At 70.9% G+C, this 16,481-nt stretch carries 11 protein-coding genes and 2 pseudogenes; 8 read left to right on the top strand and 5 right to left on the bottom strand.

The window, feature by feature from the left end:
- Window positions 1–4 precede the first annotated feature (4 nt).
- Together ACFYOH_RS29170 and ACFYOH_RS29165 are read right to left on the bottom strand one after the other, a co-directional pair.
- On the bottom strand, window positions 5–1,318 hold the full coding sequence (locus tag ACFYOH_RS29170; protein WP_388631402.1) for an APC family permease: 1,314 nt from the start codon (window positions 1,316–1,318) through the stop codon (window positions 5–7).
- The gene (locus ACFYOH_RS29165) at window positions 1,315–1,815 is read right to left on the bottom strand and encodes a hypothetical protein (protein ID WP_388631399.1); all 501 of its coding nucleotides are present in this window, start codon (window positions 1,813–1,815) and stop codon (window positions 1,315–1,317) included. The genes ACFYOH_RS29170 and ACFYOH_RS29165 overlap by 4 nt, the downstream gene beginning before the upstream one ends.
- Window positions 1,816–1,926: 111 nt before the next feature.
- Between ACFYOH_RS29165 and ACFYOH_RS29160 the strand changes: the two genes are divergently transcribed.
- The 3 genes from ACFYOH_RS29160 to argS all read left to right on the top strand — a co-directional run bounded on the left by ACFYOH_RS29160 (window position 1,927) and on the right by argS (window position 5,356).
- Window positions 1,927–2,928: a helix-turn-helix transcriptional regulator gene (locus tag ACFYOH_RS29160; protein ID WP_388631397.1), complete on the top strand. Its 1,002-nt coding sequence runs from the start codon at window positions 1,927–1,929 to the stop codon at window positions 2,926–2,928.
- Window positions 2,929–2,959: 31 nt separating this feature from the next.
- Complete coding sequence (locus tag ACFYOH_RS29155) at window positions 2,960–3,613, top strand: transcriptional regulator (protein WP_388631395.1); 654 nt, start codon at window positions 2,960–2,962, stop codon at window positions 3,611–3,613.
- Window positions 3,614–3,694: 81 nt separating this feature from the next.
- Window positions 3,695–5,356 carry an arginine--tRNA ligase gene (argS, locus tag ACFYOH_RS29150; protein WP_388631393.1) on the top strand — a complete coding sequence of 554 codons (1,662 nt, stop codon included), beginning with the start codon at window positions 3,695–3,697 and terminating at the stop codon, window positions 5,354–5,356.
- A 38-nt stretch (window positions 5,357–5,394) separates the two neighbouring features.
- Here the strand turns inward: argS and ACFYOH_RS29145 are convergent, their stop codons facing one another.
- The 3 genes from ACFYOH_RS29145 to ACFYOH_RS29135 all read right to left on the bottom strand — a co-directional run bounded on the left by ACFYOH_RS29145 (window position 5,395) and on the right by ACFYOH_RS29135 (window position 6,777).
- A complete protein-coding gene (locus tag ACFYOH_RS29145) occupies window positions 5,395–6,192 on the bottom strand; it encodes a PIG-L deacetylase family protein (protein WP_388631390.1) in 798 nt (265 codons plus the stop codon).
- Between the two features lie 66 nt (window positions 6,193–6,258).
- Window positions 6,259–6,591 carry a hypothetical protein gene (locus tag ACFYOH_RS29140; RefSeq protein WP_388631387.1) on the bottom strand — a complete coding sequence of 111 codons (333 nt, stop codon included), beginning with the start codon at window positions 6,589–6,591 and terminating at the stop codon, window positions 6,259–6,261.
- Between the two features lie 66 nt (window positions 6,592–6,657).
- Window positions 6,658–6,777, bottom strand: coding sequence for a hypothetical protein (locus ACFYOH_RS29135; RefSeq protein WP_388631383.1), 120 nt, complete (start codon window positions 6,775–6,777; stop codon window positions 6,658–6,660).
- 579 nt (window positions 6,778–7,356) lie between these two features.
- Here ACFYOH_RS29135 and ACFYOH_RS29130 point away from each other — a divergent pair.
- From ACFYOH_RS29130 to ACFYOH_RS29110, 5 genes and pseudogenes are all read left to right on the top strand, one after another.
- Window positions 7,357–8,547: pseudogene (locus tag ACFYOH_RS29130) on the top strand (RNA-guided endonuclease InsQ/TnpB family protein).
- A 36-nt stretch (window positions 8,548–8,583) separates the two neighbouring features.
- Window positions 8,584–9,123 (top strand): annotated as a pseudogene (locus tag ACFYOH_RS29125) (YciI family protein); the annotation flags it as partial.
- Between the two features lie 278 nt (window positions 9,124–9,401).
- Complete coding sequence (locus tag ACFYOH_RS29120) at window positions 9,402–11,072, top strand: alkaline phosphatase family protein (RefSeq protein ID WP_388631380.1); 1,671 nt, start codon at window positions 9,402–9,404, stop codon at window positions 11,070–11,072.
- Window positions 11,073–11,432: 360 nt separating this feature from the next.
- The gene (locus ACFYOH_RS29115; protein ID WP_388631377.1) at window positions 11,433–11,957 is read left to right on the top strand and encodes a lamin tail domain-containing protein; all 525 of its coding nucleotides are present in this window, start codon (window positions 11,433–11,435) and stop codon (window positions 11,955–11,957) included.
- A 418-nt stretch (window positions 11,958–12,375) separates the two neighbouring features.
- Entirely contained in the window at window positions 12,376–16,452 is a 4,077-nt protein-coding gene (locus tag ACFYOH_RS29110) for a molybdopterin-dependent oxidoreductase (RefSeq protein ID WP_388631714.1), read from the top strand.
- Window positions 16,453–16,481 lie beyond the last annotated feature (29 nt).

The following is a 16,481-nucleotide window of genomic DNA, read 5'->3' as shown; positions in this document are numbered from 1 at the left end:
GCGCTCACGGAACGTACTGTGGCTGCTCGTCCCTGGCCGGTCCGGCTGCTCGGCGCCGTCGCAGATAGCACAGCGCGCTCGCCGTGATGACGAGCGGCCACAGCAGGTACCAGCCCGTCATGACGAGGAGGGCAGCGACCGCGACGAGCGCGAGGAGCGCGCAGCGGTGCGCTCCGCTGCCTCGGGGCAGCAGTCGTACCGCGGCGGCCGTTCCCAGTGTGTACACGGTCACGAACGACCCGGTGGTGAGCAGCACGAGCGGCTGTGGGCCCACGTCGGTGACCGCGGTGGCGGCGAGGGCGAGGCCCGAGAGCGCCGTCACGACGGCCAGGCTGCGGCGCGGCACCTCACCGACGCTGCCGCCCCGGTCGAGCCAGGCGGGCAGCGCGCCGTCGCGACCGAGTGCGGCGCCCAGTCGGGCCGCGCCGGCGAAGTAGGCGTTCATCGTGCCGAGGGTGAGCAGCACGGCGGCGGCCGCGGCCAGTACGTGGACCGTGCCGCCGATGCCGAGGGCGAGCAGTTCGGCCAGCGGGGCGTCGGAGGTGCCGGCGGCCGGGCCGAGCACCAGGACACTGGTGGCGGCGACGGCGAGGTACAGCACGCCCACGACGGCGACCGCCACGGCGGTGGCGCGGGGCAGGTCGCGCTCCGGACGGCGGAAGTCGGCGGCGAGATGGGTGATGGCCTCCCAGCCCGCGAAGCTCCACACCAGCAGCGCCGCGGCCGCGCCGATCGCGGGCCGGCCGTGCGGCGCGAACGGATGCAGGTTCCGCAGGTGGGCGTGCGGCAGCGCGGTCACCACCGCGGTCAGCAACAGCGCCACGAGCAGCACGGCGAGCGCGAGTTGCAGTCGGCCGGAGACGGTCAGACCGAATCCGTTGGCCACGGCCACCAGGACGAGCAACACGGCAGCGGTGAGCAGCACCGTGCGCCGGCCGCCGCCGAGGGCGGTCGCGACGTACGCCCCGGCGAACATGCCCGCCGCCGGGGCACCCGCGGGCACGGCGAAGTAGAAGCACCAGCCGACCACGGCGGCCGCCCGCGCGCCGAAGGCGTGCCGGACGTAGGTGGAGACGCCGCCGCCGTCCGGGTAGCGGGCGCCCAGCGCGGCGAACGTGGCCGCGAGCGGCACCGACAACACGACCAGCCCGAGCCAGGCCAGCAGCGAGGCCGGCCCGGCCGCCCGGACGGCCAGAGCGGGCAGGGCGATGACACCGGTGCCGAGTACCGCGCCGACGTACAGCGCCGCCCCCTGCCAGACGGTCAGACTCCCGACGGGCCGAGCCGGCCGGCCCACCGGGGCCGGAGCCCTGGTCATGCGGAGGCCTTGCCGGTTCGGCGGAAGTCCATGGTCCAGTTGGTCTCCCAGCTCCGCCCGCCGTCGGTGGAGAAGGCCTGCTCCCAGTGCGCCGTCACCGGGGTGATGTGCGACCAGACGAAACGGCACCGCACGGGGGTGCCCTCGTGTGCGCCGTCCCCGTGGAACTCGCCCCTGCCATGCGCGTCGAACCGGCCCACCACAGGCGGTTGCAGCAGCCCCGTACGGCTGTTCACCCAGTTCAGCGACCACTCCTTGCGCCCGGCGTCGTACAGGCGCAGCGTCAGGCCGGCGAAGCCCTTGGTCGGGAAGCTGATCTCGTCGAGGTTGGTGGCCCCGCCGAACAGGGTGCCGTGACAGACCGCGGTGGCCGGGAACTCGTCCCATTCGGCGCTTCCGGTCAGCGGTGCGACCAGCCGCCGGTTCGTCACCTCCCAGGTCCCCACCAGGAAGTCGAAGTCCCCGACTCCGGGCTCGCGGGTGGTCGCGTTGTTCATCTGCTCATGTCCTTCTGCCGTGTCCGTCCGTGCGTGGGGCGCACGCCCGGCCGGGAAGGTAGCCCGGCTTCCCTGACAGACCATGTCAGTGGAGTGCGGCAGACTTCCGTCATGCGTGCGAGCCGACTCCTGTCCGTCCTGTTGCTGCTCCAGACCCGCGGCCGGATGACCGCCCAGCAGCTCGCCGACGAACTGGAGGTCTCCGTCCGCACGGTGTACCGGGACGTGGAGTCGCTCTCCGCGGCCGGCGTCCCGGTCTACGGCGACCCCGGTCACGACGGCGGCTACCGGCTGCTCGACGGCTTCCGCACCCGCCTGACCGGACTGACCCGCGACGAGGCGGAGGCACTCTCCCTGGCCGGACTGCCCGGACCGGCCGCGGACCTCGGGCTCGGCACCGTACTCGCCACCGCCCAGCTCAAGCTGACGGCCGCCCTGCCCGAGGAACTACGCGACCGGACCGGTGAGATACGGCAGCGGTTCCACCTGGACCCCTCCGGCTGGTACGCCGAAGCGGACCCGACCCCGCACCTGGCCGCCGTCACGGACGCGGTGTGGCGGCAGCGCCGCATCCGCGTCCGCTACCGGCGGTGGACGGCGCCCCCGGAGGTGACCCGGACGCTGGACCCCTACGGGCTGGTGCTCAAGTCCGGCCGCTGGTACCTGGTGGCGGCCCGGCCGGCAGGCGTCCGTACCTACCGCGTCTCCCAGATCCTCCGGATCCAGGTGCTGCAGGACCGCTTCGAGCGCCCGAGTGACTTCGACCTGGCCGCACACTGGCAGACCTACCTGGCCGACTTCGACGCCCGCCGGCTCCAGGGCGAAGCGGTCGTACGACTGACACCACGGATCCTGGAGCGGCTGCCCGACCTCCTGGAACCGGCAGTGGCCCGCGCCGCCCAGGACAGCGCCGGGCCACCGGGTCCCGACGGACGGGTCCGGGCCGTCGTCCCCATCGAGTCCGCCGAACACGCCGTCGGCATGCTGCTCCGCCTCGGCGCGGAGGCGGAGGTCGTGGCGCCCGCCGCATTGCGGGCGCTGATGACACAGACGATCGACGCCATGGCCGAGACCTACCGCCGACCCGCTGGACAAACACCAAGCCTCGCTTAGGCTGAACATCCAGAGATGGAAAATTGGTCCAATGATCCTGGAGAGGCTTCCCGTGGAAGATGCGGAGGCGGACGAGCACCTCATCCGCGAGGCCGAGAAGATCGCCGTGGCGCTGGGGCGCATGTTCCCCGGTCTGTGCGAGGTGGTGCTGCACGACCTGCGGGATCCCGAGCACGCGATCCGGGCGATCGAGAACAACCTCTCCGGCCGTCGGGTCGGGGACTCCACCACGGAGCTGGGCCTGGCCCGCATCGAGGACCCCGACTACCCGAGTGTCATCCAGAACTACCCCAATCAGTTCCCGGACGGCCGCCCCGCGAAGAGCACGTCCATCGGCCTCAAGAACGCCGCGGGGGAGTACATCGCGGCTCTCTGCCTGAACCTGGACGTGTCCGTGCTGTCACCGGTGACCCTCGCCCTGTCCAACCTGGTGGCCACGCACACCGAGCACCGCGAGCAGCCCCTGGAGACCCTGCGCGACCGCACCGCCCGCGAGCTGCGTCGAGCGGTGGAGGAACACGCCGCGGAGCGCGCCGCGACGCCCCGCTCGCTGAGCCGGGAGGACAAGAAGGCGCTCGTACGGCAGTTGCAGCGGGACGGCTACTTCGACTCGCGCGACGCCGCACAGACCATCGCCGACCTGCTGGGTGTGTCCCGGGCGACCGTGTACAACTACGCCAAGTAGGGTCACGGAACGCCCGGGAGAGCAGCGTCCCTTCGGAAATTGGATGTCACAGGCGCCGTCGGCTCCGCTAGCGTCGGCCCTGTGACTCCAGCAGATCTCGCGGCCGTCATCTCCGACGCCGTCCACACGGTCATCCAGTCCGGACGCATCTCGGCTCAGGTACCCGAGGAGATCCGCGTGGAGCGCCCCCGGCACCGCGGCCACGGCGACTACTCGACCAACGTCGCCCTGCAACTCGCCAAGCCCGCGGGCCTGCCCGCCCGCGCCGTCGCCGAGGCACTGGCGCCGCTGGTGAGCGCGGCCGGGGGAGTCGCGAAGGCCGAGGTCGCGGGCCCCGGGTTCCTCAACATCACGCTGGAGACCGCGGCGATCGGCGCCCTGGCCCGGGACATCGTCCTGGCCGGGGAAGCCTACGGCCGCACCGACCGGCTGGGCGGCCTGCGGCTCAACCTCGAGTTCGTCTCCGCCAACCCCACCGGGCCGGTGCACATCGGCGGAGCCCGTTGGGCGGTCGTGGGAGACGTCCTCGCCCGGCTGCTCGAGGCCGCGGGCGCGGACGTGTCGCGGGAGTACTACTTCAACGACGCCGGCGTACAGATCGACCGCTTCGTCCGCTCCCTGCTCGCCGCTGCCCAGGGACTGCCGGTGCCCGATGACGGCTACAGCGGCGTGTACATCCAGGAGATCGCGGACGCCGTGCTGCAGCACCACCCCGGCGCCCTGGACCTGCCGGAGAGCGAGTCCTTCGCCGTGTTCCGGGCGGTGGGCGCGGAGCTGATGTTCGACGAGATCAAGACGTCGCTCGCCGCGTTCGGAACCCGCTTCGACACCTACTTCAACGAGAAGGACCTGCACGACCGGGGGGACCTGGACACCGCCGTCGCCCGGCTGCGCGACGGCGGCCATGTCCACGAGTCCGACGGCGCGGTCTGGCTGCGCACCACGGACTTCGGCGACGACAAGGACCGGGTGCTGGTGAAGAGCGACGGCTCATGGACGTACTTCACCGCGGACTGCGCGTACTACCTGAACAAGCGGTCCCGGGGCTTCGAACGGGTCGTCATCATGCTCGGCGCCGACCACGCCGGCTATGTCGGCCGGATGCGGGCCATGGCGGCCTGTTTCGGCGACGACCCGGACCGGCATCTGGAGATCCTGATCGGCCAACTGGTCAACCTCGTCAAGGACGGCAGACCGGTCCGGATGAGCAAGCGGGCGGGTACCGTCCTCACCCTCGACGACCTGACCGAGGCGGTCGGCGTCGACGCCGCGCGGTACGCGCTGGCGCGGGCCAGTGTGGACACGATGATCGACCTCGACATCGACCTGCTGACCCGGCAGTCGAACGACAACCCGGTCTACTACGTCCAGTACGCGCACACCCGGCCCTGCTCCGTGCTGCGGAAAGCGAAGGAAGCCGGGATCGACAAGGGCGCGCCGGAGGACTTCGACCCCGGCCGGCTCACCCACGAACGGGAGGTGGACCTGCTGGGCACGCTGGCCGAGTTCCCGCAGGTCGTCGCCACCGCGGCCACGCTGCGCGAGCCGCACCGGGTGGCGCACTACCTGGAGGCGCTGGCCGGCACGTACCACCGCTTCTACGACGCCTGCCGGGTCCTGCCGTGGGCCGACGAGGCCCCGGACGACCGCACCCGGGCCCGGCTGTGGCTGACGGAGGCCTGCCAACGGGTGCTGCACAACGGCCTGCACCTGCTCGGCGTCTCGGCACCGGAACGGATGTGAGGCCGGTCGGCAGACGCTGGACGGCCGGTTGGCAGACGCTACGAGACCGGTCGGAAGATGTCGCCGATGACGTCGGACGGCGCCGTCGTCGCCCGTGCCTCCACAAACCACTCCCGCCCGAGCAGCCATCCGAAGACAGGGGCCGGAAGGCGGACCAGCACCCTCAGCACCGGAGCAAGCCGCCCCTTGCCCGACACCTGCGAACGATGAGCCGCGAGAGCCGCCTGCTTCCGCGCCGCGAACCGCCGGACATCCACGATGTGGGTGATGGCGGCGCGCGAGGAGCAGGCGGTGCGGACCGTGTCCGCGTCGAACCGCAAAGGGATCCTCAGCACACGCACCAGCCGCACCAGGCGCGCCACCACATCGCGTGGGATCGTCGCCTCCAGCATCCGCGGCACCCCGGCGAGTTCGGCGGCACGCCTGCCGACCTCGTGCACCTTGACGTGGTCGCGGTGGCCGTAGCCGCCCCCTGCGTCGTAGCTGAGGAGCAGGTCCACCCCTTCCTCACGGAGGATGGCGGCCAGCCGCTCGGCCGCCTCCTCCGTGTCCGCCCGCACGAATCGTGTCCGGTCCGGCGGATCCGGATACAGCACCGGACCATGGCCGCTGTCCGCGTACCCCAGATGCGTCACCCGCTGCACGCCCAGCACGGCAGCACTCGCCCGAAGCTCGTCCAGCCGTGGTGCTCCGCCCTCCGGCACGGCGTCCATGAGCCCGTCCGCGGCGACCACGATCACCACACGATGCCCCTCGGCCACGGCCCGCGCGAGCGTGCCGCCCGTCAGAAACACCTCGTCGTCCGGGTGGGCGTGAAATGCGAGGACGGTTGCCATGGGCGAATCCTGTGGTCTCTAGAGGGGACATGAGCAGTGACGCGACCAGCGAGCAGTATCGGGGAATCACTGCCGTGACGTGTCGGTCCGGTTCCCGTCGGCCGTGCCGGACCCGCTGTCTCCCGCGATGAGCAGCCGGTAGCCGTAGTCCATGGAATCCTGGTTCAGCAGATCGGCGTGGCGGCGGTGCCAGGCACCGGAGGCCAGGTCTGCCCGCAGTCTCGCGATGGCCGGTTCGGCCACGGACGGCGGGAGATGGGCGAACGTGGAACTGGCCTGCCGGATGACGGGGTCCAGGTAGTACTCCGGGCGGCGCCAGTACGCGATCTGGAAGCCGTCGGTGAGGTCATGTGGGATGGCGAAGGACAGCACGGTGTGTGCGTCCAGCGCTTCCACCACGTCGGACAGGGGTGTGAAGCGGGCGTGGTCGAGCTGGCTGATCTCGGGGAGGTACTCCTCGATCAGCTACAGCTCGGGCAGATGCTGGGGGTCCCAGGTGAAGACGACCTGCCGCCTGAAGACGCGCCGCAGTTCGCGGAGACCACGGCGAAGGTCGGGCCAGTGGTGCACGGTCATCACATCCATGGCGGCAGCGAACGCGCCGTCCTCGAAAGGCAGTTCCTCCGCCCCGCGAGGATCTTCCGGCGGCCGGGATGCTGATCCAGCATGACCTGTGACGCGTCCACCGCAGTCATCTCCGCGTCGGCCGGCTCATAGGACCCGACACCGGCCCCGACGTTGACGACCGTGCGCGCTCCGGCCAGGGCCTGGTGAAACAGCGTGGACAGACGAGGGTCGGGCCTGCGGACCTGCCGGTATCCGATGCCGATGCGGTCGTACGTCGCCTTCGCCGGACTTCCCCCGGGCACAGAAGCAGAAGCAGTCATACGGATCATCTCACCAGGCTGATCACCACCGGGCGAGGGCGGAGGCGCCCATTGAGATCGTTCTCACCGATAACCGCTGTGCTGTTGCGCCCGAGGACCGACACACTGAGGGCATGGAATTCATCAGGTTGCTCCGTGGATACCCCCGCCTTCGGGCGAGGGAGGGAAACGGACTCCTGCGGAGCAGGGCAAGGAGCGGGGTTTCGCCGTCAAAGCGAAAGACCGTACCCTGACCCGCAGTTTTGATCTTCACCTGTGATCCCACTAGTTTGTGAGAGTGACCGCAAACCACGTGAAGCGGGCGTTCAAGTACCGCTTCTACCCCACTGATGCGCAGGCAGCCGAGCTGTCGCGCACGTTCGGATGCGTGCGGAAGGTCTACAACATGGCGCTGGCCGCCCGGACCGAGGCGTGAACGCTGCGCCAGGAACGAGTGAACTACAACGCCACCTCGGCGATGCTGACGGCGTGGAAGAAGACCGGGGAACTGGCGTTCCTCAACGACGTCTCCTGCGTCCCGCTCCAGCAGTGCCTGCGGCACTTGCAGACGGCGTGCACGAACTTCTTCGCCAAGCGAGCCAAGTACCCACGCTTCAAGTCCCGGCAGACGTCGCGCAAGTCCGCCGAGTACACCACCAGTGGTTTCCGCTTCCGTGACGGCGAACTGACCCTCGCCAAGATGACGGAACCGCTGGACATCGTCTGGTCCCGGCCCCTCCCCGAGGGGGCGAAGCCCTCGACGGTGAGCGTCTCCCAGGACAGCGCGGGGCGCTGGTTTGCGTCCCTGCTGTGCGAGGACCCGTCCGTGGGTGCGCTCCCGGCTGCCGATGCGGCCCTCGGCGTGGACGCCGGCCTTGACCACCTGCTGACCTTCTCCACCGGAGAGAAGATCGCCAACCCCCGACACGAGCGCAAGGACCGCGCCCGCCTGGCGAAGGCCCAGCGGGAGCTGTCCCGCAAGGCCAAGGGCGAGGGGGCGAACCGGGCCAAGGCCCGGCGCAAAGTCGCCCGCATCGCCGACCGCAGGCGGGATTCCCTGCATAAGATCACCACTCGACTCGTCCGTGAAAACCAAACGATCGTGATCGAGGACCTGACCGTTCGGAACATGCTGAAGAACGGCAAACTCGCCCGCGCCATCTCCGATGCCGCGTGGAGCGAGTTCCGCAGCCTGCTGGAGTACAAAGCAGACTGGTACGGCCGCGAGGTGATCGTGGTCGACCGCTGGTTCCCCTCCTCCAAGCTGTGCTCCGCCTGCGGCACCCTGCAACCGAAGATGCCGCTCAACGTCCGCACCTGGACGTGCGACAGCTGCGGTACGACCCACGACCGGGACGTGAACGCGGCGAAGAACCTGCTGGCCGCCGGACGGGCGGGGACAGCCTGCGGAGCCGGCGTAAGACCTCAACGGAGTACTCCGGGCGGGCAGTCGGCGATGAAACAGGAAGCCCCATGGCGCGAGCCGTAGGAATCCCCCTCGGTTTACGAGGCGGAGGACGTCACCTGCTACCACCGCGATCGGCGGGGCTCCCTCGCGCAGCGCATGGAGCTGCTGGAAGCGCACTGGTCCTACATGGACGGGTTCGACAAAGAGATGATCGCCCGCGGTCCGACCCTCACCGCCGACGGCGAAGTACCCACCGGCAGCGTGCACATCGTCGACCTGCCCGATCCCGCCGCCGCCCGCGCATTCGCCTTCGACGAGCTCGGCTACCAGGCCGGTGTGTACCGTGACGTGCTGCTGCGCCGATGGCGCAACGTGCTGGGTCGCACCATGTGGGACTTTCCCGGAGGGCGTACCGGAGGCCGCCGGTACTTCGTGCTCGGTCTCGGCCAGGGAGAGGCCGCCGACCTCACCGTGCCCCTGGAGCAGAACGAGCTGATCGCATACGGGCCACTGCTGTCCGACGACGGCAACACCTGGCTCGGTACCGCGGCGTTGGTCCGGGCACCGGATCCGGACACGGCGCGCGCCGTCCTGACCGTGGACCGGTATGCCGACGTCGAGGTTCACAACTGGCAGTTCGGCGGACGGCAGTCATGAACCGCCGTTGAGGCGGTGAGCGCATCTCAGGCGATCCAGTGGTGCCGTCCGGCACACCGGGGCCTGGCGGAACCGTGGGCGTCGGTACCGTGTCGTACGCACTCGCGGTGGGCCCGATCGCCCAGTTCACTGAGCCCCCGTCAGAAGCCGGAAGTCTTTGCCCGGGCCCGTGCGTTTCTTGGGCTGGACGCGGCATGACCGTCTGCTGGCGTACATGTTCCACCTCTCGGATGTCGGTGCACGACGCGCACCCGCTAGACACAGTCCGAGGAGAAGCCATGTCCAGACGTCCGGCCCACCCCGCACGCACCGTCACGGCGGCCGCGGCCGCGCTGGCCGCGGTCGGCGCGCTCACCGCCGCGGCCGTGCCCGGCTCCGCGCTCGCCTCCGCGCACCCGCACCCGCATCCGGCCGCCCGGCATGTCCTGCTGCTGTCCGTCGACGGTCTGCACCAGTCCGACCTCGCCTGGTACATCGCCCGTCACCCCCATTCGGCGCTCGCCCGGCTCACCGCCGGCGGTGTGCAGTACACCCACGCGGCGACCACCAACCCCTCCGACTCCTTCCCGGGCATGGTCGGCCAGCTCACGGGCGGCGACCCGGGCACCACGGGCGTCTACTACGACGACACCTACAGCTCCGCCCTCCTGCCGGCCGGTACGACCAACTGCGCCGGCGCCAAGCCCGGCGCCGAGGTCGACCTGACCGAGGACCTCGACAAGAACCAGGACTCCCTCGACGCCGGTCAGGGCCTCAGCGGCCTGCCCGGCAGCATCCTGCAGATGACCGGCGACCCCACCAGCCTCATCGACCCGGCGAAGCTTCCGGTCGACCCGAAGACGTGCAAACCGCTCTACCCGCACTCCTACCTGCGGGTGAACACCGTCTTCGACGTGGTCCGCACGGCCGGCCTGCGCACCGCGTGGTCCGACAAGCACGCCGCCTACGACATCCTCAACGGCCCCTCCGGCAAGGGCATCCAGGACCTGTTCACGCCCGAGATCAACAGCAAGGCCATAGGTTACGCCGCGGGTGACTGGACGAAGGACAACGCCGCGACCGAGCAGTACGACGGGTACAAGGCGCAAGCCGTCCTCAACGAGATCGACGGCTACGACCACAGCCGCAACCACAAGGTCGGGACCCCCGTGGTCTTCGGCATGAACTTCCAGTCCGTCTCGACCGCCCAGAAGCTGCCCACCTCCGACGGTCTGACGGGTGGTTACCGGACGAAGGGCGTGCCCGGCCCGCTGCTGGAGAAGAACCTCGACTTCGTGGACCAGCGGCTCGGCGCCTTCCTCACCGAGCTCCGCAAGCAGCACCTGGCCGACAGCACCACCGTCATCCTGTCCGCCAAGCACGGGCAGTCGCCCACCGACCCCAAGGCGCTGACCCGCATCGACGACGGCCCGCTGCTCGACGGCCTCAACGCCGCCTGGAAGACCGCGCACCCGGGCTCCGGCGACCTCGTCGCCCACGCGGTGGACGACGACGCCATGCTGCTCTGGCTCACCGACCGCTCCCAGGCCGCCGCCGACTTCGCCAAGGCCTACCTGCTCGCCCAGTCCGGCACGGGCAACGACATCGACGGCAAGGCCAAGCCGTTCACCGCGAGCGGTCTGCAGACCCTTTACGCGGGCGCGGACGCCGCCCGGTACTTCCACGCCCGGCCGGGCGACGCCCGCGTGCCCGACCTGGTCGGCGTCGCCCAGTACGGCGTCGTCTACACCGGCGGCAAGGGCAAGATCGCCGAGCACGGCGGCGCCCACGCCGACGATCTCGACGTCCCGCTCGTCGTCTCCGGCGCCGCCACCCCGCACGGCGTGCATGTCGACGGACCGGTGCGCACCACGCAGATCGCCCCGACGATCCTGCGGCTGCTGGGCTTCGACCCGCGGGACCTGGACGCCGTCCGTGTCGAACACACCCGGGCCCTCCCCGTGCGCTGACCCTCGCGTCCCCACGCCACTCATGTCTCTGCTCCGGACGGCGTACTGCTTTGTTACACACTTTCGGGTGGACGGCTTGGGTGGCGCGGGGGTGGCGGAAGCGGGGATTGGTTGCCTCGGGCTCGTGTTTCCAGGTCAGGGGTGGCTGATGAACCGTCAACTTTGTGCGTTCAGAACATGAATGGTCATTGCAGGCGAGAGTCATGGATTCATGCGGGATGCGTAATGCCATGCGCGCGTTTTCCCGGCAAATCGGGGCGTAGGTAGCACGGTGTGCGTGTGCGGCCGACCGGTCGCCGACTCCCACCACGCATCCTCGTGAAGGGGGACCTCGTGTCCGTTTCTTCTTCCGCCCGCCGTATGACCGCAGCCGCTGCCGTGACCGCCGCGCTGGTGGGCACCGCGGCCCTCCCGGCCACGGCTGCGGAGCACCAGTCGAGCCGTATGCACCACGCGATGGTGCACATCAGCGGCGTACAGCACGCTTGGCTGGGCCGGGACGACCGTTCCAACCGCTTGCTGAACAGGGAGTGGGTGGACATCACGAACGACTCCCGCCGGGCGATGAACCTGGACGACTGGACGCTGTCCGACCGGGACGGCTACACCTACACCTTCCATCACGTGTGGCTGGAGGGCCGGGCCACCGTCCGCGTGCACACCGGGATCGGCCGGGACACCAGGACCGACCTCTACCAGGACCGCCGTACCCGGGTGTGGGACGTCAACGCCGACACCGCGGTCCTGCGCGACGATCGCGGCCGCCTCGTCGACGCCGTCTCCTGGGGCCGCCGCAGCCACCGTGCCGAGGACATGGGCCGCCGCGACGAGGCCGGATGGCACGACGGCGGCTACCGCCACCACGACGGCGGCTACCGCCGCTGACCCGCTGACCCGCTGACCCGCTGACCCGCGGCCCGCGCCGCGGGTGCGCGACCGCCGGCACACCGGCACAGGCACGGCCCCGGACGGCCTCCTCGCCGACCGGGGCTGTCCCCTGCCTGGCGCCGGCGGCACGCCGGTCATGGGCCGGGCCCGATCTCGGCGCCGACGCCGGACGTCCGGGGAAGGCCGGCATGCCCCTGGCCGGGGCTCACACCCTGCTCCCGAGTCCTGTGCGGTGGGCGTAACCCCTGATGATCAGGCACCGAGACACCTCCGTAATGAGCGGTTCGTACCGTCACGAAGGGTGAGATCAGGTCGAACACAGGACAGGGAGGCGCCCGTGGCCGCGCCGGGCTCGTGGAGCGAGGGCACGACGAAGGTGCGGACGGTCTGCTCGTACTGCGGCGTCGGCTGCGGCATGGTCCTCGACATCGGCAGGGGACCAGACGGGCGGCGTACGGTTCTGAAGGCGACGGGCGACAAGGACCACCCGGCGAACTTCGGCCGGCTGTGCACGAAGGGCGCGACCACCGCCGACATGCTCGCCGCCCCGGGCCGGCTCACCACCGCCCTCGTCCGTCCGGACCGCGGCGAGGAGCCGCAGCCGGCGCCCCTGACGGCCGCCGTCGCCGAGACCGCCCGGCGCCTGCGCGCGATCATCGACGAGCACGGCCCCGACGCGGTCGCCCTCTATGTCTCCGGGCAGCTGAGCCTGGAGGCGCAGTACCTGGCGAACAAGCTGGCCAAGGGCTTCATACGCACCAACCAGATCGAGTCGAACTCCCGGCTGTGCATGGCGAGCGCCGGAACCGGTTACAAGCTGTCGCTGGGAGCGGACGGGCCGCCCGGCTCGTACCAGGACTTCGACAAGGCCGACGTGTTCTTCGTCATCGGCTCGAACATGGCCGACTGCCACCCCATCCTCTTCCTCCGGATGATGGACCGGGTGAAGTCGGCGGACGCCAAGCTGATCGTCGTGGACCCGCGGCGCACCGCCACCGCCGACAAGGCCGATCTCTTCCTGCAGATCAGGCCCGGCACCGACCTCGCCCTGCTCAACGGGCTGCTGCATCTGCTGCACACGAACGGCCACACGCACCACGATTTCATCGCCGCCCACACGGAGGGCTGGGAGGCCATGCTCGCCTTCCTGGCCGACTACCCGCCCGCCTCCGTCGCCGAGATCACCGGTGTCCCGGAGGACGACATCCGTGCCGCCGCCCGGCTGATCGGCGAGGCGGGGGAGTGGACGAGCTGCTGGACGATGGGCCTGAACCAGTCCACGCACGGCACCTGGAACACCAACGCCCTGGTCAACCTGCACCTCGCCACGGGCGCGATCTGCCGCCCGGGCTCCGGCCCCTTCTCCCTCACCGGCCAGCCGAACGCCATGGGCGGCCGGGAGATGGGCTACATGGGGCCCGGGCTGCCCGGGCAGCGCTCGGTCCTCGTCGATGCCGACCGTGCCTTCGTCGAGGAGCTGTGGGAACTGGAGCCTGGCGCCTTGCGGGCCGACGGCGTCGGCAAGGGCACGGTCGAGATGTTCCGGAAGATGGCCGACGGGGACATCAAGGCGTGCTGGATCATCTGCACCAACCCGGTGGCCTCCGTCGCGAACCGCAAGACGGTCATCGAGGGCCTGGAGGCCGCCGAGTTCGTCGTCACCCAGGACGTCTTCGCCGAGACGGAGACGAACGCGTACGCCGATGTGGTCCTGCCCGGCGCACTGTGGACCGAGGCCGAGGGCGTCCTGGTCAACAGCGAACGCAACCTCACGCTCGCCCAGCCGGCCGCCGATCCGCCCGGCGCGGCGACGGCGGACTGGCGGATCATCGCCGCCGTGGCCCGTGCGATGGGTTACGAGAAGGGTTTCGCCTACGACAGCGCGGAGGAGGTCTTCGAGGAGATCAAGCGCGCCTGGAACCCGGCGACCGGCTGGGACCTGCGCGGAGCGAGCTACGAGCGGCTCCGGGAGACGCCCGTGCAGTGGCCGACGGCGAGCGCCGACGGCCCCGACCGCAACCCGATCCGGTACGTCGGCGCGGACGGCTCGCCCACCTTCCCGACCGCGAGCGGCCGCGCGGTCTTCTACGCCCGCCCGCACATCCCCGCAGCGGAGATGCCCGACGACGACTACCCGTACGTCCTCAACACCGGCCGTCTCCAGCACCAGTGGCACACCCTGACCAAGACGGCCAAGGTGGCCAAGCTGAACAAGCTCAACCCCGGACCCTTCGTGGAGATCCACCCGCAGGACGCGGCCGGACTGGGCCTCGCCGACGGGGACTCGGTGGAGGTCGCCTCGCGGCGCGGGCGGGCCGTGCTGCCCGCGGTCGTCACCGACCGGGTGCGGCCGGGCTGCTGTTTCGCGCCGTTCCACTGGAACGACCTGTTCGGCGAGTACCTCAGCGTCAACGCGGTGACCAGCGACGCCGTCGACCCGTTGTCCTTCCAGCCCGAGTTCAAGGTGTGCGCGGTCGCGCTGAGCAATGCCGCCACCCCGGTGACGATGCGGACTCCGGCCCTCGTCGGCACCACGGCCACGGTCACGGCCTCTGCCACGGCCGAGAGCGCCCCACCGCCCGCCGCGCCGTCCACCGTGTCGGCTCCCTCCGCGTTCGGGCTGGAACCCGCGCCGCCACCGGTCCTGGCCGAACACGAACGCCGCTATCTGACCGGCTTCCTCGCGGGCATCCCGTCCGGCTTCCCGGGCGTGCCGGTGCTGCCGCCGGACGCCCCGTTCAGCCCGGAGCACGCCCTGTGGGTGAACGGCGTACTGGCCGGGATGTACTCCAGGACCGAGGCGCCGCCGTCCACCGCACGCGGACCCGCCGGTACCGTCCAGCCCACCGCCGCCTCCCTTCGCCGTCAGGTCGTGATCCTCTGGGCGTCACAGACCGGGAACGCGGAGGAGTTCGCGAGCGCGGCGGCGGAACGGCTCACCGCGGACGGCCATCCCGCCTCCCTGGTGCCCATGGAGGAGGCGGACCCCGCCGCGCTGCCGTCCGACGCCGACCTGTTGCTCATCACGAGCACGTTCGGCGACGGCGACGCCCCGGACAACGGCGCCGGGTTCTGGGACGCCCTCGCCGCCCCCGACGCGCCGCGCCTGAACGGCAGGCGCTACGCGGTGCTGGCCTTCGGCGACTCCTCCTACGACGACTTCTGCGGCCACGGCCGCCGCCTCGACCGGCGCCTGGCAGAGCTCGACGCGATACCGCTGGCCCCACGCACCGACTGCGAACCGGACTACGGGACGGCGGCCGGGGCCTGGCTCGACCAGGTGCGCACCGCGCTGAACAGCACCGACCGGCCGGCTCCCGCCCCGGCCACCTCGGCCGTTGTGCCACCGGCGGCTCCCCGGCCGGGCCGCCGGCCCGCCCCCGTCACCGCCCGCCTCACCGGCAACCGCCTGCTCAGCCTGCCCGGCGCGGGCAAGGAAGTCCGCCGCTTCACCTTCGACACCCGCGACAGCGACACCCCGCTGGTCTACGAGGCCGGCGACGCCCTGGCCGTCCACCCGGTCAACTCGCCGGACCTCGTGACGGAGTGGCTCGCCGTGACGGGGCTGGACGCGGACGCGGCCGTTCAGGTCAACGGCGCCGGACAAATGCCGTTCGCCCAGGCCCTGCTGCGCCACCTGGACATCACCCGCATCACCCCCGACCTGCTGCGCTTCGCCGCAGACCGGGCCCGCGACCCGCGCGAGCTGCGCAAGCTCCTGCGGCCGGACAACAAGGGCGAGCTGGCCCAGTGGTCCTGGGGACGCCAGGCGGTCGACGTGGTGGCCGAGTTCGGCATCCGGGCCGGGGCACAGGAGTGGGCCGACCTGCTGGGGCGCCTGCAACCCCGTATGTACTCCATATCCTCCAGCCCCCTCACCGACCCCCACCTGGTGTCGCTGACCGTCTCCGTCGTCCGCTACGAGAACCTGGCCGGCCGGCCCCGCCAGGGCGTCTGCTCGCCCTTCCTCGCCGACGCCGAGCCCGGCGCCCCGGTGCCGGTCCGTGTCCAGCGGGCACCGCACTTCCGTCCGTCCGCCGACCCCGCCACACCGGCGATCATGGTGGGCCCCGGCACGGGCATCGCACCCTTCATCGGCTTCCTGGAAGAACGCCGGGCCCGCGGCCACCGTGCCCCGAACTGGCTGTTCTTCGGCGAACAGCACCGCGCGACGGACTTCTACTACGAGGACGAGCTGACCGCGTTCCTGGCCGAGGGCACGCTCACCCGACTGGACACCGCCTTCTCCCGCGACCAGCGCGCCAAGGTCTACGTCCAGGACCGGATGCGCGAGCACGGGCCCCTGCTGTGGTCCTGGCTCCGCGACGGCGCGCACTTCTACGTCTGCGGCGACGCCTCCCGCATGGCCAGGGACGTCGACCAGGCCCTGCGCGAGATCGCCACCGTCCACGGCGGCCTGGACGACGCGGAGTCGGCGGCGTACGTCAAGCAGCTCGCCGCCGAGAAGCGGTATGTGCGGGACGTGTACTGACCGAGGCCGTACGAGCGCCGGTCCTGCTC

Source organism: Streptomyces sp. NPDC007856, assembly GCF_042868225.1.
Taxonomy (GTDB): Bacteria; Actinomycetota; Actinomycetes; order Streptomycetales; family Streptomycetaceae; genus Streptomyces.
The sequence above is the reverse complement of the archived record's forward strand: the minus strand, read 5'-3'. Positions and strand labels throughout refer to the sequence as shown.